This is a genomic window from Aeromonas dhakensis (assembly GCF_000820305.1).
In the GTDB taxonomy this organism is placed as follows: domain Bacteria; phylum Pseudomonadota; class Gammaproteobacteria; order Enterobacterales; family Aeromonadaceae; genus Aeromonas; species Aeromonas dhakensis.
Genome location: NZ_CDBH01000038.1, coordinates 41,170 through 61,398 on the forward strand (window position 1 = coordinate 41,170; position 20,229 = coordinate 61,398).

At 62.2% G+C, this 20,229-nt stretch carries 16 protein-coding genes, 1 tRNA gene and 1 pseudogene; 4 read left to right on the forward strand and 14 right to left on the reverse strand.

The genetic code is table 11. The features are described from left to right. The first annotated feature begins 85 nt into the window (after positions 1 to 85). Positions 86 to 2,464, forward strand: a complete 2,379-nt coding sequence (locus tag BN1143_RS09430; protein WP_010636145.1) for a PilZ domain-containing protein — start codon at positions 86 to 88, stop codon at positions 2,462 to 2,464. Positions 2,465 to 2,580: 116 nt separating this feature from the next. Here the strand turns inward: BN1143_RS09430 and BN1143_RS09435 are convergent, their stop codons facing one another. Then, positions 2,581 to 3,486: an alpha/beta hydrolase family protein gene (locus BN1143_RS09435; protein WP_005305083.1), complete on the reverse strand. Its 906-nt coding sequence runs from the start codon at positions 3,484 to 3,486 to the stop codon at positions 2,581 to 2,583. A 50-nt stretch (positions 3,487 to 3,536) separates the two neighbouring features. Further along, on the reverse strand, positions 3,537 to 4,547 hold the full coding sequence (gene serB / locus BN1143_RS09440) for a phosphoserine phosphatase SerB (RefSeq protein ID WP_042050366.1): 1,011 nt from the start codon (positions 4,545 to 4,547) through the stop codon (positions 3,537 to 3,539). 120 nt (positions 4,548 to 4,667) lie between these two features. On the opposite strand from serB, the gene BN1143_RS09445 reads away from it, so the two are divergent. After that, positions 4,668 to 5,276, forward strand: a complete 609-nt coding sequence (locus tag BN1143_RS09445) for an AhpA/YtjB family protein (RefSeq protein WP_042050368.1) — start codon at positions 4,668 to 4,670, stop codon at positions 5,274 to 5,276. 60 nt (positions 5,277 to 5,336) lie between these two features. Next, the gene (locus BN1143_RS09450; RefSeq protein WP_042050369.1) at positions 5,337 to 7,583 is read left to right on the forward strand and encodes a sensor domain-containing diguanylate cyclase; all 2,247 of its coding nucleotides are present in this window, start codon (positions 5,337 to 5,339) and stop codon (positions 7,581 to 7,583) included. Positions 7,584 to 7,652: 69 nt separating this feature from the next. On the opposite strand, the gene deoD is transcribed toward BN1143_RS09450, so the two are convergent. From deoD to BN1143_RS09485, 7 genes are all read right to left on the reverse strand, one after another. Next, the gene (gene deoD, locus BN1143_RS09455; RefSeq protein WP_005305092.1) at positions 7,653 to 8,369 is read right to left on the reverse strand and encodes a purine-nucleoside phosphorylase; all 717 of its coding nucleotides are present in this window, start codon (positions 8,367 to 8,369) and stop codon (positions 7,653 to 7,655) included. Between the two features lie 77 nt (positions 8,370 to 8,446). Further along, complete coding sequence (locus tag BN1143_RS09460) at positions 8,447 to 9,655, reverse strand: phosphopentomutase (RefSeq protein ID WP_042050370.1); 1,209 nt, start codon at positions 9,653 to 9,655, stop codon at positions 8,447 to 8,449. 14 nt (positions 9,656 to 9,669) lie between these two features. After that, positions 9,670 to 11,001 carry a thymidine phosphorylase gene (gene deoA / locus BN1143_RS09465; protein ID WP_010636140.1) on the reverse strand — a complete coding sequence of 444 codons (1,332 nt, stop codon included), beginning with the start codon at positions 10,999 to 11,001 and terminating at the stop codon, positions 9,670 to 9,672. A gap of 110 nt (positions 11,002 to 11,111) precedes the next feature. Beyond that, positions 11,112 to 11,885, reverse strand: coding sequence for a deoxyribose-phosphate aldolase (gene deoC / locus BN1143_RS09470; protein WP_017783084.1), 774 nt, complete (start codon positions 11,883 to 11,885; stop codon positions 11,112 to 11,114). Positions 11,886 to 12,275: 390 nt separating this feature from the next. Next, entirely contained in the window at positions 12,276 to 12,446 is a 171-nt protein-coding gene (locus BN1143_RS09475) for a XapX domain-containing protein (RefSeq protein ID WP_005305103.1), read from the reverse strand. Positions 12,447 to 12,570: 124 nt separating this feature from the next. Further along, complete coding sequence (locus tag BN1143_RS09480; protein ID WP_010636138.1) at positions 12,571 to 13,845, reverse strand: NupC/NupG family nucleoside CNT transporter; 1,275 nt, start codon at positions 13,843 to 13,845, stop codon at positions 12,571 to 12,573. Positions 13,846 to 14,058: 213 nt separating this feature from the next. Further along, the gene (locus BN1143_RS09485) at positions 14,059 to 14,847 is read right to left on the reverse strand and encodes a TatD family hydrolase (RefSeq protein ID WP_042050372.1); all 789 of its coding nucleotides are present in this window, start codon (positions 14,845 to 14,847) and stop codon (positions 14,059 to 14,061) included. 38 nt (positions 14,848 to 14,885) lie between these two features. On the opposite strand from BN1143_RS09485, the gene tppF reads away from it, so the two are divergent. Next, the gene (gene tppF, locus BN1143_RS09490; protein ID WP_042050373.1) at positions 14,886 to 15,503 is read left to right on the forward strand and encodes a type IVa pilus pseudopilin TppF; all 618 of its coding nucleotides are present in this window, start codon (positions 14,886 to 14,888) and stop codon (positions 15,501 to 15,503) included. Here the strand turns inward: tppF and BN1143_RS21905 are convergent. From BN1143_RS21905 to BN1143_RS09510, 5 genes and pseudogenes are all read right to left on the reverse strand, one after another. After that, the gene (locus BN1143_RS21905; RefSeq protein ID WP_005305116.1) at positions 15,472 to 15,654 is read right to left on the reverse strand and encodes a DUF5363 family protein; all 183 of its coding nucleotides are present in this window, start codon (positions 15,652 to 15,654) and stop codon (positions 15,472 to 15,474) included. The genes tppF and BN1143_RS21905 overlap by 32 nt on opposite strands. Before the next feature lie 82 nt (positions 15,655 to 15,736). After that, complete coding sequence (locus tag BN1143_RS09495) at positions 15,737 to 16,246, reverse strand: GNAT family N-acetyltransferase (protein ID WP_197069859.1); 510 nt, start codon at positions 16,244 to 16,246, stop codon at positions 15,737 to 15,739. 175 nt (positions 16,247 to 16,421) lie between these two features. After that, positions 16,422 to 17,771, reverse strand: a pseudogene (gene rlmD, locus BN1143_RS09500) (23S rRNA (uracil(1939)-C(5))-methyltransferase RlmD); the annotation flags it as partial. A 325-nt stretch (positions 17,772 to 18,096) separates the two neighbouring features. Then, a complete protein-coding gene (gene amt / locus BN1143_RS09505; RefSeq protein WP_017782602.1) occupies positions 18,097 to 19,506 on the reverse strand; it encodes an ammonium transporter in 1,410 nt (469 codons plus the stop codon). A 454-nt stretch (positions 19,507 to 19,960) separates the two neighbouring features. Continuing rightward, a tRNA-Leu gene (locus BN1143_RS09510) sits at positions 19,961 to 20,046 on the reverse strand. Between the last annotated feature and the right edge of the window lie 183 nt (positions 20,047 to 20,229).

Genomic DNA, 20,229 nt, shown 5'->3' on the forward strand with positions numbered 1-20,229 from the left:
AGGATGAATTCCTGCTTGATATACTTGTTTGCGACCGACAGATCAAACCCAGAATCGGAAAAGTGACTTTCCGTGGCAGGAACACATGGAATCAGAACAACAACAGCACCTGATTGAACAACTTATTCCTCTGCTCAGAGAAAAGGATTTCGATGACATCTTCAATCGCCTGACCCAGGACGAGAACAGCAACAGCCGTTTTCTGATCAAGATGGAGCTCAAACGCAAATGCACCCCCTGCCGCCGGGTCATCGACATGCGCGACGAGCTGGGCGATGAGTGCCTGGTGCACGAGTTCGAAGGGATCACCCATTTCATGCCGGCCGAGGCCATCGGCCTGTTCCAGTCCCAGTGCTACCTCTACAAGGATGACTACACCCTGGGGGTCTACGAAGCGCTGCAATACTGGCAAAAATACCAGCATGGCAAGAACGACGGCCAACTCCAGCCCCCCGTCAGCCCGTTTCGCCAGTACGATGTCAATCCCATCTCCTTTGCCAGCTACTATGGCCGGCGCCAGGAGCGAATGCACTTCAGCTCCCCCGTGGTGATCAAGTTCGCCGATGGCGACAAGCTGTTCGCCAAGAGTTCCGATCTCTCTCTGGGCGGGATCCGGGTCTCGGTGCCCTATCTGCCCAACTACCAGACCGGCGCTCAGGTCGAGGTGTTCTTCACTGGGCTGGAGCGGGATCACCCAAACCCGGTCCTGCACCATTCGGTCAGCTACCAGATCCTCGGGGAAGAGAGCAAGGAGGGGAAATACTGGCTCAGGCTGATCAAGACCGGTGAACACCCGGCCTTCGACCAGTTTCTGAACGATTTCATCGAGAGCAACAAGAGCCGCTACCGGGTCAGCGTCGACTACCTGCTCTCCGCCGCCATCATCAAGGGGTATGAGCAGTTCTACCTGCCGCGCATGACCGGCATGCCGCTGTTCTTCGGCTCGGGCGACAGCCCCAGCCTCGAGATCGCCCTGCGCACCGAGAACAACCAGCACATCCTGGAGTATTGGCGCGACGCCAAGAACCGCGACATGCTCGCCAGCCTGTTCTCGGCCACCCGCATGCAGGCCCTGTTGCCGGCGAAGGGAGAATTGAAAGAGACCCTGATCTACTGCTTTACCCACTCGGTGCGCAGCCACCTCTACTTCTTCTCCGCCACCCGGGAAGAGCTGCTGCAAAGCGGCCTGATGTCGCTCTTCTTCCAGGTGGGAGCCCGTCGCCCCAGCTGGCGCGTCTACAAGTTCAGTCTGGAACGCTGCGACCTGCACGAGGCCGATCTGGCCAGTCAGCAGGGCAAGGAGAGCCCCCAGCTGCAGGACATGCTGCTGCAGGAGCGGCTCAAGCAGATAAGCTACGTCGGTCTGCTGCAGCAAGTCGGCCTCGACAGCCAGCGGGAAGAGTTCCAGTTCGACGCTTCCAGCCAGCACAACGCCAACGAGCTGCAACGCTTCGGTCACGACAGCAGTGCCGCCCCCTTCGAGATCGAGACGCTGCACTATGTCCAGCTGCGCAAGGAGGCTCGCTACATCCACAAGACCGCCGTCGCCATCAAGCACAATGGCCGGGCCTGGCTCGGCTGGACCCGCGACATCTCGGCCCACGGCATGCAAATCGAGCTGGAAGAGCCGTTCGAGGGGGCGAAGGACGACATCGTCACCATCGCCTTGCCGCGCCTGCAGGAACTCTCCAAGAGCATGGATCTGCAACGCCTCCCCTACCGGCTGGTCAGCATCAACCTGACCCGCACCGTGCTGCACCTGTGCATCGAGGGGGATCCCGAGCGCCACACTGGCCGCCAGTTCTTCAAGCTGCTGATCGAGAGCAACCAGAACAAGCTCAAAGCGGCCCAGGAGCAGCGCCGTTATCGCGGCATGGCGCGGGCACTGCGCAACATCTATACCCACCACGTCTTTTGCACCCCGGTCTACATCAACAAGCTCAAGGGGGCGCCCAAGCCGGCCTCGGTCGGCCATGCGCCGCAGCCGCGCAGCCTGTCGCGGCTGCTCAAGGCCTGTGCCGAGCAGGGCGATCAGGACAACCTCTACCCGCTGTTCCAGGGGGAGTTGCTCAAGCAGCTAATCATGAACCCGCTGCGGGCCATCGAGCGCGAGGATCAGCCCCAGGAGGAGGAGGTCTATATCGCCAGTCTGCAGACGGCGACCGGCCTGCCCATCTTCACCAGCCGCCTTGCCAGCAGCTTCCAGAACGTGGCGGAGAAGCGCAGCTTTATCGAGCAGGCGCTGCGCCAGGGGGAGTTCTACTCGGTGCTGGTCGGCATCTCCCGTACCGGTCGCCCCGATACCAACTTCATCGCCAACGAGCTGGACTACATTGCCAAGTTCGCCATTCACAAGGCCAAGAAGCTGGAAGAGGAGCTGTGGAGCGTGGTGGGGGTTGGCGAGCTGACCGATACCAGCCAGGCAACTCTGTTCCGGCTCGGCATCACGGCGCCCATCAAGTAAAGAAGAGGGCGCCGACTCGAGGCAGCGCTACACCAAGCAACAAACAATGGCGGACCCTGGGTCCGCCATTGTTTTTCGCACTCTTGTGGCTACCAGCCCCCCCGAGGGTTCCCCCATCAGGCCGCCTGCGGGTTGAGCAGCCATTCGAGGATCTGCGGGAAGTGATCCTCCTGCGCCTGGGGTGCAGTCAGCATGTTGATGTGGTCGTAATCGAGCCGGTTGCCGTTGTCCCGGCCAAGCCGGGTATGGCGTGCAGCCGAGCCCATCTCGGCACTGAAGCGGCGCACGTCGGTCGGGTGACCCAGCACCTTGTCCGCCTTGGCCGAGATCATCCAGAGCGGCGGCCAGTTGACCCGGGCGGCCGCCTCGTCATAGGCGAACCCGTCGCTGGGATCCTGCCAGGGGCCACACTTGACCCAGGGGATGGTCTCCTGTAGGTAGCGCAGCGGCTCGTCGTCCGCCCCTATCTTCAATCTGCGCGCAGCCAGAAAGCCGTTGCGGCTGGCCAGCCAGGGGGCCAGCCGGTTCCAGATCAGATCCACCTTCAGCCAGCGCTCCGGATTTTGTACCGACACGCCGCGCTTGGTGCCAAAGAACACCAGGCTGGCCACCTGCTCCGCCAGCTCGGGAAAGCGCACCAGGGTCGACGCCATGATGACGCCACCCCAGGAGTGGGCCATCCAGTGCAACTTGAAGCCGGCATGACGGGCGGCAATCCAGCGGTGCAGGGCCGGCAGATCCTCGGTGATGAGCTCATGCTGGCCATGTTCGGCCTGCTCGGCAATGGCCGGCGTGCTGAGCCCCCGCCCGCGCAGATCGGCCACATAGACCTGATAGCCGTGGCGGGCCAGAAAACAGGCCAGCCCCTTGCCCGACTCGGTATAGAAGATGCGACCGTTCTCGATGGCGCCGTGCACCATCAGGATCGGCTCACCATGTACCGCGACCCGCGGTTGAATGTGGCGTACGTGCAGCCGATGTTCGCCGCAGGGAATAAACAGGGATTGCTGTAGCAGTTCCATTTTGAGACTACGTCCTCCGTGACGTGGGGTTGAGTCCAGCCCTAGGGGGCTCAGCGCCTATCCCAGCGCTGCTGGCGGCAGGCCAGGGCGCCAAGCAGGCAGATCACCCCTTCCAGATCGTGGTGGTTGAGGGTGGCCGCCGCCTGGGCCCGCACCAGCGGTTTGGCGTGGATGGCGATGCCGAGCCCGGCCACCCCCATCATCTTGAGATCGTTGGCACCATCGCCCACGGCCACGGTCTGGCCAGTGGCGATGCCGTACTCCGCGGCCAGCTGCTGCAGCACCTCGGCCTTGACGGTGGCATCGACGATGCGCCCGCTCACCTTGCCGGTCAGCTGCTGCCCCACCACCGCCAGCTCGTTGGCGAAGATGGCGTCCAACCCCAGCTCCCGCTGCAACTGGCCGGCAAAACGGGTGAAACCACCGGAGGCGATCGCCACCTTCCAGCCAGCCTGCTTGAGAGTGTCGACCATCCGTTGCAGGCCCGGCATCCACGGCATGTTGGCCGCCACCTCGTCGAGAATGGTGACCGGTGCCCCCTCCAGCAGGGCGACCCTGGCCCGCAGGCTGTCGGAAAACTCCAGCTTGCCCTGCATGGCGGCCGCAGTGACCGCCGCCACCTGCTCGCCGACCCCGGCCAAACGGGCAATCTCGTCGATGCACTCGATGCGGATGGCGGTGGAGTCCATGTCCATCACCAGCAAACCGGGCTCGGCCAGGCTGGGCAGGGCCGGCAGATGACACAGATCGATATCCCACTCCTCCCCCTTGAGCGTCTGTACCAGAGCGGGTGAGAAGCGATCCGTGCCCAGCAGCAGCAGGGGTACCCCGGCCGGCATGGCGGGCGGATAGAGCCGTGCCTGCAGCCCGTGCCGCGCCAGCAGCCCGGCCAGCCGGCCGAGATGGTGGCCGCCAAGGGCCCGACCGAACAGCACCAGCCAGGCGCCATCCAGCGCACTGGCGGCGGGCAGCAGCGCCTGTGGCGTCGCCTCCCACCAGGGGGCGCCGGACAGGCACTCGGGCCACTCTGAAATCTCTGCAGGCAATTGGGACAACAACATAGGGATAACGCCTTCCTTGGTGATCATGGGGTTAACAAAACTGGCCCAGAGTAGCGTATTGCTTTTTGTACAGGCAAGCGCCAAGATCCCGCCACTCCTTGTCAGCAAAAGGCTCAACTCTTGCGTCATCTCCCCATCAAACGTGTGCTCAGTCTGGGTGCCGGTGTCCTGCTCGGACTCTGGGTACTCGCCGTGCTCATTCATATGCAGGGCGAAAGCCAGGCCTCGCTGCACAGCGAGGCGCGCAACCGGGCCCAGGCACTGGTGGCCTATGCCGCCAGGGACATGAAACGCTGGATCAAGGAGGAGAAAAACAGCGAGCTGGAGCGGCTGGCCCGGGATCTGGCCGCCGAACCCGAGATCCTCGATGTCACCCTCTACGATGCCCGCGGCATTCCCCTCGCCCAGTCGGACAATGCAGTGCCGCTGGACAGCCTGCTGCCCATCGGCGACAACAACAAGTCGGTCCCCGAGCAGGGCAAGGGGCGCATCCAGTTCGTGCAGGAGATCCTGGATGGGGAGCAGACGCAGGGCTATCTGCGCATTACGCTGGAGGAGCAGCAGATGCTGGCGGACAAGGACACCCGGCTCAAGGTGGTGCAGGAGAAACAGCGGCTGATGCTGCTGGTCGCCCTGCTGGCCGGGCTGCTCATCTCCTACGGGGTGCGCCGCAACTACATGCGGGTGCGCAAGCACAAGAAGAAAAGCAAACCGGTCGAACCGCAATAAGACGGTGCGACCTCATCGCCTTGTATACAACCCAGGCAATGCCACCAGCAGGAGCGCTGTATGATTGCCCCCCCTCTTCCTCTGGATGAAGAGAGCCGACTGGAACGGCTCCGCATCCTGGGCTTGCTTGACCGCGAGCCCATCGACCAGCTGGATCGCCTGACCCGGCTCATCACCCGCCATTTCTCGCTGCCCATCGCCATGGTCTCGCTGACCGACGTGAACCGGCAGTGGTTTCTCGCCCGCACCGGGGTCACCCTGTGCGAGATCAGCCGGGAGCACTCCTTTTGCGGCCACGCCATCCTGCGCCCCGACATCATGCAGGTGCAGGATGCCAGACTCGACCCGCGCTTTGCCGACAACCCGCTGGTGACGGGCGAGCCCCACGTGGTCTTCTATGCCGGCCGGCCACTGCGGGCGCTGGACGGCGTGGTGCTCGGCACCCTCTGTCTGGTGGATCATGCAGCGCGCCACCTCGACGAGGAGGCCTGTCGCGATCTCGACGACTTCGGCCGCCTGGTGGAGAACACCCTGCACGATCTGGAAAGGCGCCATCAGGTGCGCAGCCTCAACCAGGTGCTGGAGGACAAGGAACACCTGTTCACCCTCACCTTCAACCAGTCCTCGGTGGGCATGGCCCTCTCGTCGGTCGAAGGACGCTGGCTGCGGGCCAACCCGGGGCTGGAGCGACTGCTCGGCTACAGCGAACAGGAGATGCTGACGCGAACCTGGCACGCCATGACCCACCCCGAGGATCTGCCGCGCGAGCTGGCCCTGTTCACCGCCCTGCTCGCGGGGCAGCGGCAGGACTACCGGCTGGAGAAGCGGATGATCCGCGCCGACGGCAGCCTGTGTTGGGTCCAGCTCAGCGTGACCCTGTGCCAGAGCCGCACCATGGCCCCCCACATGATCGCCGTATTTGCCGACCTCACCGAGCGCAAGCAGGTCGAGGCCGAACTGCTGCAACTGCAGCAAGGGCTCGAGCAGCAGGTGCGTGAGCGCACCCGCGAGCTGTCGAGCACGGTGGAGCAACTGCATCGCGAGATGCAGGAGCGCGGCGCCGTGCAGCAACGCCTGTGGCAGGAGCAACGCCGGCTGCAACACATGCTGGAGCACACCAGCAACGCCTTCCTCGAGCTCGACGAGGCGCTGGTCATTACCGGCTGGAACCCGGCCTCCACCACCCTGCTCGGCTGGCACCCCGAGGAGATGCTGGGACGCCCCCTGCCCACCCTGCTCGGCAGCGCTCACCCTCTACTGGCGCTGCTGACCCATCCCGAGCGCGCACAGCGCCGCCTGGAGTGCGACATCGGCACCCGCAGCGGTCGCCAGATCCCGGTCGAGGTGAGCGCCGAGCGCTACCAGTTCGACGGCAAGGTGCGCCTCGCCCTGTTCCTGCACGACATCAGCGCCCGCCGCCAGGTGCTGGCGGAAATCGAGCGCGGGCGGGCCCGGTTGCGGGCCATCACCGACGGCCTGCCGGTCACCATCAGCATGGTCTCGCCCGAGGGGCGCTACCTGTTTGCCAACCAGGCCTACTGTCGCTACTTCGGGCTGGATCCCGAGCGGATACGGGAGATGAGCGTGCGGGAGGTGATCGGCGAGGCGGCCTACGGCCGGGCCATCGCCCATCTGGAGCAGGCCCTCGCCGGCGAGCAGGTGAGCTTCGAAAACCGCTTTGAGCTGCCCATAGGCCCACGGGATCTCAGGATCACCATGATCCCGAGCCGGGGCGACGAGCCAGGGGTCTACATCCTCGGCAGCGACATCACCGAGTTCAAGGCGCTGCAGAACCAGCTGGAGCACGAGGCGGCCCACGACCCCCTCACCGGCCTGCCCAACCGGCGCGCCTTCACCCTGCGCCTCTCCCGTGAGCTGGAGCGGGTGCGCCAGAATGCCGAGACTCTGGGTCTGCTGTTTCTCGATCTCGATGGCTTCAAGCGGATCAACGATCAGCTCGGCCACCATGTCGGCGACGCCCTGTTGCAGCGCTTCGCAGGCGTGCTGAGTGCCGAGGTGCGCCCCGGTGACATGGTGGCGCGCCTGGCCGGCGATGAGTTCACCATCATACTGCCGGCCCTGCGCCAGCCGGAGCTGGAGCTGCCCGCCCTGTGCGAACGTCTGCTGGCGGCCATGGCGGTACCGGCCGACGTGGCCGGCCACCAGCTGCCCCTCGCCGGCAGCATCGGCGGAGCCATCTGCCATTCGGGCCAGTATTGTCACATCGACGACCTGCTGCACCGGGCCGACAGCGCCATGTACCGGGCCAAACAGGCCGGCAAGGGGCGCTTCGCCCTCGACCTCTGATCTGCCATCCTTGAAATGCAAAACGGCGGCCCGAGGGCCGCCGTTTTCATTATTCATGCGCGAAGGGGATTAGTTGTCGCCCAGCAGGACGGAATCCAGCGCGATTTCGATCATGTCGTTGAAGGTCAGCTGACGCTCTTCAGAGGTGGTCTGCTCACCGGTACGGATATGGTCGGAGACGGTGCAAATGGTCAGTGCGCGAGCACCGTACTCTGCGGCCACACCGTAGATGCCGGCGGCTTCCATCTCGACACCCAGGATGCCGTATTTTTCCATGACGTCGAACATGGAGGGGTCCGGGGTGTAGAACAGGTCGGCGGAGAAGATGTTACCGACGCGCACGGCAACGCCCTTGTTCTTGGCGGCCTGTACGGCATTGGCAACCAGATCGAAGTCGGCGATGGCGGCGAAGTCGTGATCCTTGAAGCGCAGACGGTTCACCTTGGAGTCGGTGCAGGCACCCATGCCGATCACCACGTCACGCAGCTTCACGTCTTCACGCACGGCACCGCAGGAGCCAACGCGGATCAGGGTCTTCACGCCGTAATCGGTGATCAGCTCTTTTGCATAGATGGAGCAGGACGGGATGCCCATGCCGTGGCCCATGATGGAGATGCGACGACCCTTGTAGGTGCCGGTGAAACCGAACATGTTGCGCACGTCGCACACCTGTTCGACGTTCTCCAGGAAGGTTTCGGCGATGTACTTGGCGCGCAGGGGGTCGCCCGGCATCAGCACGGTGTCAGCAAAGGCGCCATCTTTCGCATTGATATGAGGAGTTGCCATTCTCTTGATTCCTTCACACTAGGTTGAGTTTTATTGTCTTTATTGGTTGCCCGCCGCCGAGGCGACGGGCGGGTAACTTACAGGAAGCTGGTACCGTACGCCAGTTTGGGCAGACCGTGGTACGCCGCGATGCTCTGGCCGATGTCGGCAAAGGTCTCGCGACGACCGACGGAACCGGCCTTGACCGGCTTGCCGTAGAACAGCACCGGGATGTACTCGCGGGTGTGGTCGGTGCCGCTCCAGGTCGGGTCACAGCCGTGGTCGGCGGTCAGCACCACCACGTCGCCATCCTGCATCAGCTCGAACAGCTCCGGCAGGCGGGAGTCGAAGTACTCCAGCGCATCGGCGTAGCCCTTCACGTCGCGACGGTGACCGTAGGAGGAGTCGAAGTCGACGAAGTTGGTGAAGACGATGGTCTGGTCACCGGCCGCTTTCACCTCTTCCAGGGTTCTGTCCCACAGCTCGGTCAGACCCGTGCCCTTCACCTGCTTGGTGATGCCCTGCTGGGCATAGATGTCGGCGATCTTGCCGATGGAAACCACCTGGCCGCCCGCTTCCTTCATGTAGTCCAGCACGGTCGGTGCCGGCGGCAGCACGGAGTAGTCGTGGCGGTTGCCGGTGCGCTTGAAGTTGCCCTTGCCGCTGCCCACAAACGGACGCGCGATGACGCGGCCGATGTTGTAGGGCTCCAGCAGCTCGCGCACGATGTGGCACAGCTCATAGAGCTTCTCGAGGCCGTAGGTCTCTTCGTGGCAGGCGATCTGGAACACGGAGTCGGCGGAGGTGTAGAGGATCGGCTTGCCGGTGCGCATGTGCTCTTCGCCCAGATCATCCAGCACCTGGGTACCGGAGGCGTGGCAGTTGCCCAGATACCCGGGCAGACCTGCCTTCTCGACGATGGCATCCAGCAGCTCCTGCGGGAAACTGTTGTGGTGATCCTTGAAGTAGCCCCACTCGAACAGCACGGGCACGCCGGCAATTTCCCAGTGACCGGACGGGGTGTCCTTGCCGGAGGAGAGCTCCTGGGCAAAGCCGTAGGCACCGACTACCTCGACGTCCTTGTTCAGGCCGACCGGGAAGGTGCCGCTGGCGAGTTCACCCGCGTGGCCCAGACCCAGCTTGCTGAGGTTCGGCAGATTGAGGGCGCCACGCCCCTCCAGTTCGCCGGCGGCACAGGCCTTGGCGATATGGCCAAGGGTATTGGCGCCCACATCGCCGAACTTGTTGGCGTCGGCGGCTGCGCCAATGCCGAAAGAGTCCATCATCAGAATAAAGGTACGTTTCATGGGACTTCCCCTTGTTACAAATCAGCCAGACCGATGCGACGGTAAACCTCGGGCAGCGCCTCCGGTTGGGTATCACCGATCTTGACGGCAGCCTGCACCATGCTGGCGGCCTGAGCAAATTGCTCTTCAGTTTGAGCGTGGATCAGGGCGAGCGGCTTGTCTGCCTCAACACTTTGACCCAGGCGGATAAAGTCGGTCAGACCGACGGCATAATCAAGCTTGTCACCGGCAGCGCGACGGCCACCGCCCATGGCGACCACGGCCAGACCCAGTTCGCGGGTGTCCATGGCGGTCACGAAACCGCTGTTGGCGGCATAGACGGGGCGCACAATGGCGGCTTTGGGCAGGTGATGATCGTAGCGCTCCATGAAGTCGCTCGGGCCACCGAGGCCGGTCACCATGCGACCGAAGATCTCGGCCGCCTTGCCGTTGTCCAGCACCGCCTGCAGTTTGCGGCGGGCATCGCTGTCGTCGCTGGCCAGACCGGCGGAGATCAGCATCTCGGCGCACAGCGCCATGGTGACGGCATGGATGCGCGGGTTGCGGTATTCGCCGGTCAGGTAGCGCACCGCTTCGCGCACTTCCACCGCGTTGCCGGCGCTGGAGGCCAGCACCTGGTTCATGTCGGTCAAGAGCGCTGAAGTACGGCAGCCGGCGCCGTTGGCCACCGCGACTATGCTCTTGGCCAGCTCCTCGGATGCTTCAAAGGTCGGCATGAAGGCACCGGAGCCCACTTTCACGTCCATCACCAGCGCTTCCAGCCCGGAGGCGAGCTTCTTGGAGAGGATGGAGCCGGTGATCATGGCGATGGATTCGACGGTGGCGGTGATGTCGCGTACCGCATAGATACGCTTGTCGGCCGGGGCGAGATCGCCGGTCTGGCCGATGATGGCCACACCAGCCTCTTTCACCACTTTCAGGAAACGGTCGTTGTCGACCGAGGTCTGGTAGCCAGGAATGGCATCCAGCTTGTCCAGGGTGCCGCCGGTGTGGCCCAGGCCACGGCCGGAGATCATCGGCACGAAACCGCCACAGGCAGCGACCATGGGGCCAAGCATCAGGGATACGACGTCACCCACACCGCCGGTGGAGTGTTTGTCGACGATGGGGCCGCCCAGATTGAGGTGGTCCCAGGTCAGCACCATGCCGGAATCGCGCATGGCGCAGGTCAGGGCAACCCGCTCATCCATGGTCATGTCTTTGAAGTAGACCGCCATCGCCAGCGCCGCAATCTGGCCCTCGCCGATGGTGTTGTTGGTAATGCCCTGAACGAAAAATTGAATCTCTTGGGTACTGAGCGCTTCACCGTTGCGCTTCTTGCGAATGATTTCTTGAGGCAAAAACATCTTTCATTCCCTCCGCCATTGCTGGCGTTACACAAGTCTGAATCCTTGCCCGCACCCCACACGGGTGGGGCGCAACAGGGCGGACAGCGGTCCGCCCTCTCATCAACCTATTAGTAACCGCTGGTGTTGGCCGGCTTGTCGCCATGCCCCAGCGTGGCCAGCAGGCTGGCCAGCAGGCTGGATGCACCAAAGCGGAAGGTGCGGGCGGATACCCAGTCCTTGCCCAGGATCTCTTCGGCCATGGCGAGGTACTGGCCCGCCACGGCGGCGTCTTTCACGCCACCGGCCGGCTTGAAGCCCACTTTCGGGTTCTTGGCCTTGATCACTTCCATCATGATGCGGGCAGCGATCGGAGTCGCATTGACCGGCACCTTGCCGGTGGAGGTCTTGATGAAGTCGGCACCGGCGTCGATGGAGATTTCGGAGGCGCGGCGGATCAGCGCTTCCTCTTTCAGCTCGCCGGTCTCGATGATCACTTTCAGCAGCACGTTGGCGCCACAGGCTTCCTTACAAGCTTTGACCAGATCGAAGCCGACCTGTTCATTGCCGGCCATGAAGGCGCGGTACGGGAACACCACATCCACTTCGTCGGCACCATAGGCCACGGCGGCGCGGGTTTCGGCCACGGCGATCTCGATGTCGTCGTTGCCGTGCGGGAAGTTGGTCACGGTCGCAATGCGCACGTCGGCGGCGCCGATCTCACGCAGAGTCTTGCGAGCGATGGGGATGAAACGGGGGTAGATGCAGACAGCGGCGGTCAGGCCGGCCGGAGACTTGGCCTTGCGGCACAGGTCGATCACCTTCTGATCGGTGTCGTCATCGTTCAGGGTGGTCAGGTCCATCAGATTCAGGGCGCGCTGGGCGGCCAGTTTCAGATCAGTCATTCTGTTCTCCAAAGTCTCGATGTAGTCCGAATTCCAGGGCATGGTGCTGCCTGTCGCAACGCAACCGGCAAGACGCGACTCCCGGAAAAACGGGAATGGAATTGCAGCGCAACTGCACGGGCAATAGGCTGCAAATAAGGCAAGAGCCCTGTCACTTTCTTACAAAAGTGCGGACTTGGTTCCATGAAGACTTGAGAAAGGCAGACAAGGTCTGACCCGACTTCCCAATCAATTCCATTTGACCGCCAACACCCGATTTCATCGGGCATTAGTCAATGCCAGCACCCTGCTGGCAATGCCTATTTCAGCCGAGATACCCCTTGTTTGCAAGCCGGATTTGCCATTTTCAGAGGTACCTCACATCTGGCAAATCCGGTACTGGAAAGTGCGTTAAGAGAAGAAACGGGTGAGTATCCAGGAGTATGCCAGGCCCCCCAGATAGACTCCAACGATCCCCATCACCCCGGACAGTACGGGCGGGGCCGGGATCGGCAATTTGAGGAAAGAAAACAACAAGCCAACGATAAAGCCGGCTGCCATCGCCAGTAGCACTTCATTCATATAACCTCCGATTTGACTCATTTTATTATTAGTTTAGAAAGGAAAACGGTTGTCACCGCTCCATACACGAACGCCACGGCAGATGCCGTGGCGTTCGTGGTTATAGCTGTCAGTCAGACTGACATTACATGCTGGACAGCGCCAGGAAGAAGCCTGCGATGGTCGCAGACATCAGGTTGGACAGAGAGCCGGCCAGTACGGCTTTCAGACCAAATTTCGCAATGGTGCCGCGACGGTTCGGTGCCATGGAGCCCAGACCACCCAGCAGGATGGCAACGGAGGACAGGTTGGCGAAACCGCACAGGGCGAAGGAGATGATGGCCTTGGTGTGGTCAGACATGGCCACGCCATTGATCAGCACTTCATCCTTCAGGTACGGGGCGAAGTTCAGGTAGGCCACGAACTCGTTGACCACCAGCTTCTGGCCGATGAAGGAACCGGCTACGACGGCTTCACTCCAGGGCACACCGATCAGGAAGGCCAGCGGGGAGAAGATCCAGCCCAGCAGCAGTTCAAGGGAGAGCTGCGGATAACCGAACCAGCCACCCACACCGGAGAAGATGCCGTTGATCATGGCGATCAGACCGATGAAGGCCAGCAGCATGGCGCCGACGTTCAGGGCCAGTTGCAGACCGGCAGAGGCACCGGCAGCGGCGGCATCGATCACGTTGGCAGGCTTGTCTTCCAGATCGCCATCGGCATTGCTCTCGTCGTAGCTCGGGGTCTCGGTTTCCGGCACCAGCAGCTTGGCGAACAGCAGACCACCCGGGGCAGCCATGAAGGAGGCGGCAATCAGGTATTCCATCTTGACGCCCATGGAGGCGTAACCGGCCAGTACGGAGCCGGCGACGGAAGCCAGACCACCACACATGACGGCGAACAGCTCGGAGTCGGTCATCTTGGAGATGAAGGGACGCACAACCAGCGGCGCTTCAGTCTGACCCACGAAGATGTTGGCAGTGGCGGAGAGGGATTCGGTACGGGAAGTGCCCAGTACTTTCTGCAGGCCACCACCCAGCAGTTTGATGACCCACTGCATGATGCCCAGGTAATAGAGAACGGCGATCAGGGAGGAGAAGAAGATGATGACCGGCAGTACGCGGAAGGCGAAGATGAAGCCGCCACCACCGAACACTTCGAACATCTTGTTGCTGACCAGACCACCGAACAGGAATTCGATGCCGTTCTGGCCATAACCGATGACGCTGGAAACAGCATCGGATACACCCACCAGGATGTCACGACCAACCGGGACGTACAGCACGAAGGCACCCAGGCCAGCTTGGATTGCAAAGGCACCGGCAACGGTGCGCACTCTTATTGCTTTGCGATTGCTGGAGAACAGCACCGCGATAAGGACGAGCGTTGCCATCCCTACCAGACCCATTATTAGATTCATTATTTACACTTCCTCTTTAGTAGCACCTTCCAGCTTGTTAACAACTTGTATCTCAAAGCCATCAATCAAGGGTGCGCATTATACTAATTACGGTGCGACAAAGTAGAACGCTGGTCACATTTTATAAGCATGAAATGCGCTAGAGGTCGTCAAATTAGACCGCAAACGATTTTTACCCCCCCCATTTTTTATCATGTCGCTAGCAACAGTTAATCAGGTGTTAATTTTCGACTTGCCCAACTGGAAGGTACGCAGAGTGGATTCATGTAACACCGAGGCAACATGTGCCAGCGGTTGCTGCCGCAAATCGGCCAACAGTTGCGCAATGATTGGCAGATTGGCAGGGGTGTTGGGCGCCCCTTGCTGACCCTGCAGCGGCATGTCGGGGGCATCCGTTTCCAGCAGCAGGGCCTCCAGCGGCATGTCGCGCACCGCCTCCCGGGTCTTGTTGGCCCGCTCAAAGCTGATGACCCCGCCGATGCCGAGCCGAAATCCCAATTGCCAGAACGCTTCTGCCTGCTGCAGGGAGCCGCTGAAGGCGTGGATGACGCCCCCGCAGGCAGGGCGCAGACGTCTGAGGATCTTGGCCACCGTGTCGTTGGCACGCACCGAATGGACAATAAGGGGCAACTCATGCTCCTTGGCCAGTTCGATCTGGGCCTCGAACATCTCGAGCTGTCCCTCTTGCGGCACGTGGGAGCGCAGGTCCAGCCCGCATTCGCCCACCGCCACCAATCCACGGGGGCGCTCCGCCAGCCGTTGCTGCAACCGGGTCAGCACCGCCGGCGTCTGACCGCCCACATACCAGGGGTGCACGCCAAGGGCATAGGAGATGCCGTCATGTTCTGCCGCCAGCGCCATCACCCGGCCCCAGTTTTCCTCTCCCACCGCGGGAATGATATACTCGCCCACCCCCAGCTGACGGCACTCGGCCAGCAGCGCCGCCCGATCGGAATCGAAGACCGGAAAATCGAGATGGCAATGGGTGTCGATCAATTGCATGTCACTCACCTGTTTGTCGTAATTAATGGGTCCATATCATGATGAAACGCACAAGCCACGGCTTTACCCTGATAGAACTGGTGCTGGTCATCATAGTGCTGGGGATCCTGGCCGTGACCGCCCTGCCCCGCTTCATCAATCTCAAGGATGACGCACTCAAGAGCACGGTCGCGGCAACGGCGGCCAGCTTTGCCAGCGCAGTCCAGCTGGCTCATGCCGGCTGGGCGGTCAAGGCGCAGGATCAGGCGCTCTACAATCTCGGCAGCATGGGGCAACGCAATCTCGACATCAACCGCTATGGCTGGCCCGCCGGCACGGACGAAGATCAGGGGCGCAAGGGGATCGACGAACCCTATGTCGCAGGTCAGGGCGACTACATCTCGGTGAGCAACCAGTCAGACTGCCGTCTGCTGTTTCAGGGGCTGCTGGACAGCAGCTACACCGTCGCCTCGGTCGATCAGGATCCCGATCAGCAACTCAACGCCGACTACCTGTCCAGCGAACTGACCGCCAACCAGATAGATGAAGAGGGGGAGCCGCACAGCAACTGCCGCTACACCCTGCGCGACTCCATCGGCCGCTTCCCCGCCTATCCCGACGGTCTCTCCTTCGACTACAACAGCATCACTGGTGCCGTGACCCGCAATTTCCAGTGAGCGGCTCCGACTCGGCTTGCGGCTCTGCCTGCGGCGCCTCATCCTGTTCCCGACGCACCGGCACGCAGCAGCGCCGGTTCTCCGGCGTGAGCCCCCACTCCTCGCACCAGCCATCGTAGCGAGCCAGCCAGCGTAACAAGATACCTTTCATCCGCGCGTTCCCCTCTTCATCAAGTCGACGGTTGCTCCGTCATATACCCGCTCGCCGCCAGGAGCAAACCGGGCCCGCCGCATCATGGCGCCCCGGGCGACAGCAGCAACCCCATGCTGATCTCGTCCACGTAGCCATCGTCCAGCCGATAGGCCTGTCGCCGCAACCCCTCGTCCCGGAAGCCGAACTTGCGATAGAGGGCGTGCGCCACCTCGTTGTGGGCCATCACCCCCAGCTCCAGCCGCTGGATCCCTAGCTCGCCGGCGGCCGCGATCAGGGTGCGCAGTAACCGCTCACCCCATCCCAACCCGCGTGCACTCGACCGCAGCCCCATCACCACCAGGGCGCAGTGGCGGTTGCGCGCCAGGCCACCGCCGATGAGCACGGCAAAGCCCTGCACCTCCCCGGCCAGCACCAGCAGCCACATGGCCTGATTGGGGGCAGCCACCATGGCCTCGAGCCGCTGGCGCTGCCCCTCGATGTCCGAGGGGCGCTCCCCCGCCTCATACAGCATGAAGCGGGTTTCCCTGTCCAGTTGCCCAAAGAAGTGATCCAGCGCCGCCGCATCCTCCACACTCGCCAAACGAATCATCACCCTCGCACTCCCTGCCTGGTAGCGACGCCGATCTACGGCCATAAAAAAACGACTCCATTTGGAGTCGTTTTTATCAGAGCCATCTGGCTAATTCAATTCACCCCTTGGCGGGCAGGCTTAGACGAGCAACCGCTTCGACGTCCATGGCACGAGTGGGAACCAACGACGACCAGGCCTTGGCAGGCAGGCTCAGGCGGGCGACAGCCTCTACGTGCATCGAGTGCGGGAACATGTCCACCGGCTGCACCTCGTCCAGCACGAAGCCCTGCTTGACCAGCCAGGCGAGATCCCGGGCCAGGGTCTGCGGGTTGCAGGAGACATAAACCAGCCGGCGCGGCGCCATGGCCACCAGGGTCTGCAATACGGCCTTGTCGCAGCCCTTGCGCGGCGGATCCATCACCACCACATCGGCGCTCACCCCTTCGGCGTGCAGGGCGGGCATCAGCTGCTCCGCCTTGCCAACGTGGAACTCGGTCTGCTCGATGCCATTGAGGGCCGCGTTGCGACGGGCGTCGCTGATGGCGCTCTCCACCGACTCGATCCCCACCACCTTGGCGGCCTTGCCCGCCAGGAACAGGGAGATGGTGCCAATACCGCAATAGATGTCGAACACCGTCTCGTTGCCGGTCAGCTCGCAATACTCCAGCGCCTTGGAGTAGAGCACGTCGGTCTGGCTCGGGTTGTTCTGGAAGAAGGAGAGCGGCGAGATCTCGAATTCAAGCTCGTGGATCTTGTCGCGGATCACCCCGCTGCCCAGCAGCACCCGGTTGTTGTCACCCAGGATGCGGTTGGTGCGCGCCTCGTTGATGTTCTGCACCAGGGTAGTGACCGGCAGATCCTGCAGGGCGGCCAGCAGCTCGACTTCGAACGGCAGCTCCTCACCCAGAGTCACCAGCACCACCATCAGCTCGCCGCTCTTGAAGCCCTTGCGGGTCATCAGGTTGCGCACGCAGCCGGTGTGGGCCACTTCGTCATAAGCCGCGATGTCATGCTCGCGCATCCAGTTGCGCACCCTGGCGTTGAGCTCGACGTGGAGCGAGTCCTGCACCGCGCAGTCATCGGCGCTGATGAGATCGTGGGAGTGCTTGCGGTAGAAGCCGATCTCGGCGCCGGCCTCGCAGCCACGCACCGCGTACTGCGCCTTGTTGCGATAGGCGAACGGCGTCTCCATGCCGAGGATGGGGTTGACCACGGCCTCACCCAGCCCGACCTGCTCCAGAGCGCTCTGCACCAAGCTCTGTTTGAGCTTGAGCTGGGCCGGATAGGCCAGCGGGCGCACCTGGCAACCGCCACATTCTGTGTTGGGGCAGAAGTCGGCAACCCGGTCGGCGGAGGGCTGGAGCAGCTCGGCCACCTTGCCGTGCAGGTAGTTGGGCTTCACCTCGGTCAGTTCGACCAACGCCTGCTCACCCGGCAGCAGACCTTCGACAAACAGGGGGCGGTCGAACAGGCGTCCTTTGCCATCTCCTTTGTCGGTCAGTTCCAGGATCTCGATCTGGTGTTGATGTCCCACTAGCGGCATGAGCGGCTCCAAAAGTACATATATAAGAGAGTGATGAACCGGCCCGGCCGACCCATCAAGAAAAGGTGGCAGAGTTTAGCGGAGATCCGTCCAAATTGCAGGCATAAAACAGCAACAAGACAGAGGACATTGCTGCTGCCCGCTTTGTCTGCCGAAAAATGCTATCGCCGGCGGCGATCTCGGGGATGCGCTCTATCGGGGGTGATGGCGCCAGAGGCGAGCCGCCCCACCACAGGCTCGGGCATCAGAGTTGGCCCCCGGCAAACGGACATAAAAAAACCGCCGGCATGGCCGGCGGCAATCTTGTTGAACAACAGATGGCGGATTACAGGCTGTAGGCCTTCTCGCCGTGGGTGGTGACGTCCAACCCCTCCCGCTCAGCATCCTCTTTCACCCGCAGGCCGATCAGCATATCCACCAGCTTGTAGGCCACCACCGAGATGATACCGGACCAGAGGATGGTCACCCCCACCCCGATGGCCTGGATCTTGACCTGATCCAGGATGGAGTAGCCCTCCGCCACCTGGTTGGTGACATAGTCCCACACCCCGGTGCCGCCCAGATCCGGGCTGGCGAACACCCCGGTCAGCAGGGCGCCGAGGATGCCGCACACCCCGTGCACGCCGAACACGTCCAGACTGTCATCGGCACCCAGCAGCCGCTTGAGACCGTGAACCCCCCACAACCCGGCGACACCGCTGATGAGGCCCATTACCAGGCCACCACCGACCCCGACGAAACCGGCCGCCGGGGTGATCACCACCAGCCCGGAGACGGCACCGGAAGCCGCACCCAGCAGCGAGGGACGGCCTTTCATCACCCACTCGGCCAAGGTCCAGGAGAGGGCCGCCGCAGCCGGCGCCACCCAGGTGTTGATGAAGGCCAGTGCCGCCGTGCCGTTGGCTTCCAGCGCGGAGCCGGCGTTGAAACCGAACCAGCCGAACCAGAGCAGAGAGGCCCCGATCATGGTCATGGTGAGGCTGTGCGGGGTCATGGGGTCACGACCATAGCCCAGGCGCTTGCCCACCAGATAGGCGCCGACCAGACCGGCCACCGCCGCATTGATGTGCACCACTGTGCCGCCGGCAAAATCCAGCGCGCCGTGCTGGAACAGATAACCGGCAGTCGCCGTGGCCGCTGCCGCGGCATCGGCCGTGGTATAGGCATCCGGACCCGCCCAGTACCACACCATGTGGGCCAGCGGGATATAGGCGAAGGTGAACCAGATCACCGAGAACAGCAGCACGGCGGCAAACTTGATGCGCTCGGCAAAGGCCCCCACGATCAGGCCGCAGGTGATGGCGGCAAAGGCCCCCTGGAACACCACATAGATGAACTCGCTGATCCCGACTCCCTTGCTGAAGGTGGCGGCGATGGAGTCGGGGGTCACTCCCTTGAGCAGCGCCTTGCTGAAGGAGCCATAGACGCTGTTGCCTTCGGTAAAAGCCAGCGAATAACCGTAGATCACCCACAGCACGCAGATGAGCGAGAACAGGGTGAATACCTGCATCAGCACGCTCAGCATGTTCTTGGTGCGCACCAGACCGCCATAAAACAGGGCCAGGCCCGGAATGGACATCAGGATCACCAGGGCTGCCGACAGCAGCATCCAGGTATTGTCCCCCTTGTTGATGGTCACTACCGCAGGTGCGGTCACCACCTCTTCGGCCCAGCTGGGGGCGGCCAGCAGGGCAATCAGCGCCAACAGGCCAGTCATCACGAGTCTCTTGAGCATACAGCCATCTCCTTCCCTGTCGTCCCGGCTCCAGGCCGGGTCCATTTCCTGATATGAACATCGACACCGATGATTCACGTACATTTCCATTCGGTACACACTGGTTACCGCTCCCGGTCAGATTCCCTCTACGGAGCGGCATCATGGCGACATAACTGCTTAAAAGCACAAAGCGGGCCAACTTAATAAGTTATTTAAAATCATAAAGTTATTCGTATGAAAGAGAGGGGGCGCACCAGATTGGCGCATGGGACGCGCTAACATGAGCGAATGCGCACTTCTGCTGTGCAGGCAGAGCAAGCCGCACCGAAATGGAGCAAGGCGGGACATGGCATGACCACAGAGGTGTACCCGGCTTGCCGATATCAGCCGGAGAACAGAAGCGTGACAAGGAAGGGGATAGGCGGAAAAACAAAAGGCCATCATTGCTGATGGCCTTTTGTCATGAATTTGATGGTGCCCGGGGTCGGACTCGAACCGACACGGTTATTCACCGGCGGATTTTGAATCCGCTGCGTCTACCGATTTCGCCACCCGGGCAACTGCGAGGGATTATACGAATGGCGCTTGGGCATGCAAGGTGTTTTTCTTGTGCTCACAGTCGTTTGCTCATTTATTCAACGCCTTGCCGAGGCAAGGTCAGTTACATAGAATGCCCGCATCATATTAATGGAATAAGAACGATGGCCAAGCGTAAACCCGTCCAACCGACCACTCCCCCTC

Bases quoted from the DNA above. Each gene is read 5' to 3' on its own strand.
- BN1143_RS09430 (WP_010636145.1), top strand. From the start codon at position 86: ATGGAATCAGAACAACAACAGCACCTGATTGAACAACTTATTCCTCTG.
- BN1143_RS09480 (WP_010636138.1), bottom strand. From the start codon at position 13,845: ATGAATCTAATAATGGGTCTGGTAGGGATGGCAACGCTCGTCCTTATC.
- deoC (WP_017783084.1), bottom strand. From the start codon at position 11,885: ATGACTGATCTGAAACTGGCCGCCCAGCGCGCCCTGAATCTGATGGAC.
- tppF (WP_042050373.1), top strand. From the start codon at position 14,886: ATGATGAAACGCACAAGCCACGGCTTTACCCTGATAGAACTGGTGCTG.
- BN1143_RS09495 (WP_197069859.1), bottom strand. From the start codon at position 16,246: ATGATTCGTTTGGCGAGTGTGGAGGATGCGGCGGCGCTGGATCACTTC.
- amt (WP_017782602.1), bottom strand. From the start codon at position 19,506: ATGCTCAAGAGACTCGTGATGACTGGCCTGTTGGCGCTGATTGCCCTG.
- BN1143_RS09485 (WP_042050372.1), bottom strand. From the start codon at position 14,847: ATGCAATTGATCGACACCCATTGCCATCTCGATTTTCCGGTCTTCGAT.
- BN1143_RS09460 (WP_042050370.1), bottom strand. From the start codon at position 9,655: ATGAAACGTACCTTTATTCTGATGATGGACTCTTTCGGCATTGGCGCA.
- BN1143_RS09450 (WP_042050369.1), top strand. From the start codon at position 5,337: ATGATTGCCCCCCCTCTTCCTCTGGATGAAGAGAGCCGACTGGAACGG.
- BN1143_RS21905 (WP_005305116.1), bottom strand. From the start codon at position 15,654: ATGAAAGGTATCTTGTTACGCTGGCTGGCTCGCTACGATGGCTGGTGC.
- serB (WP_042050366.1), bottom strand. From the start codon at position 4,547: ATGTTGTTGTCCCAATTGCCTGCAGAGATTTCAGAGTGGCCCGAGTGC.
- deoD (WP_005305092.1), bottom strand. From the start codon at position 8,369: ATGGCAACTCCTCATATCAATGCGAAAGATGGCGCCTTTGCTGACACC.
- BN1143_RS09475 (WP_005305103.1), bottom strand. From the start codon at position 12,446: ATGAATGAAGTGCTACTGGCGATGGCAGCCGGCTTTATCGTTGGCTTG.
- deoA (WP_010636140.1), bottom strand. From the start codon at position 11,001: ATGTTTTTGCCTCAAGAAATCATTCGCAAGAAGCGCAACGGTGAAGCG.
- BN1143_RS09435 (WP_005305083.1), bottom strand. From the start codon at position 3,486: ATGGAACTGCTACAGCAATCCCTGTTTATTCCCTGCGGCGAACATCGG.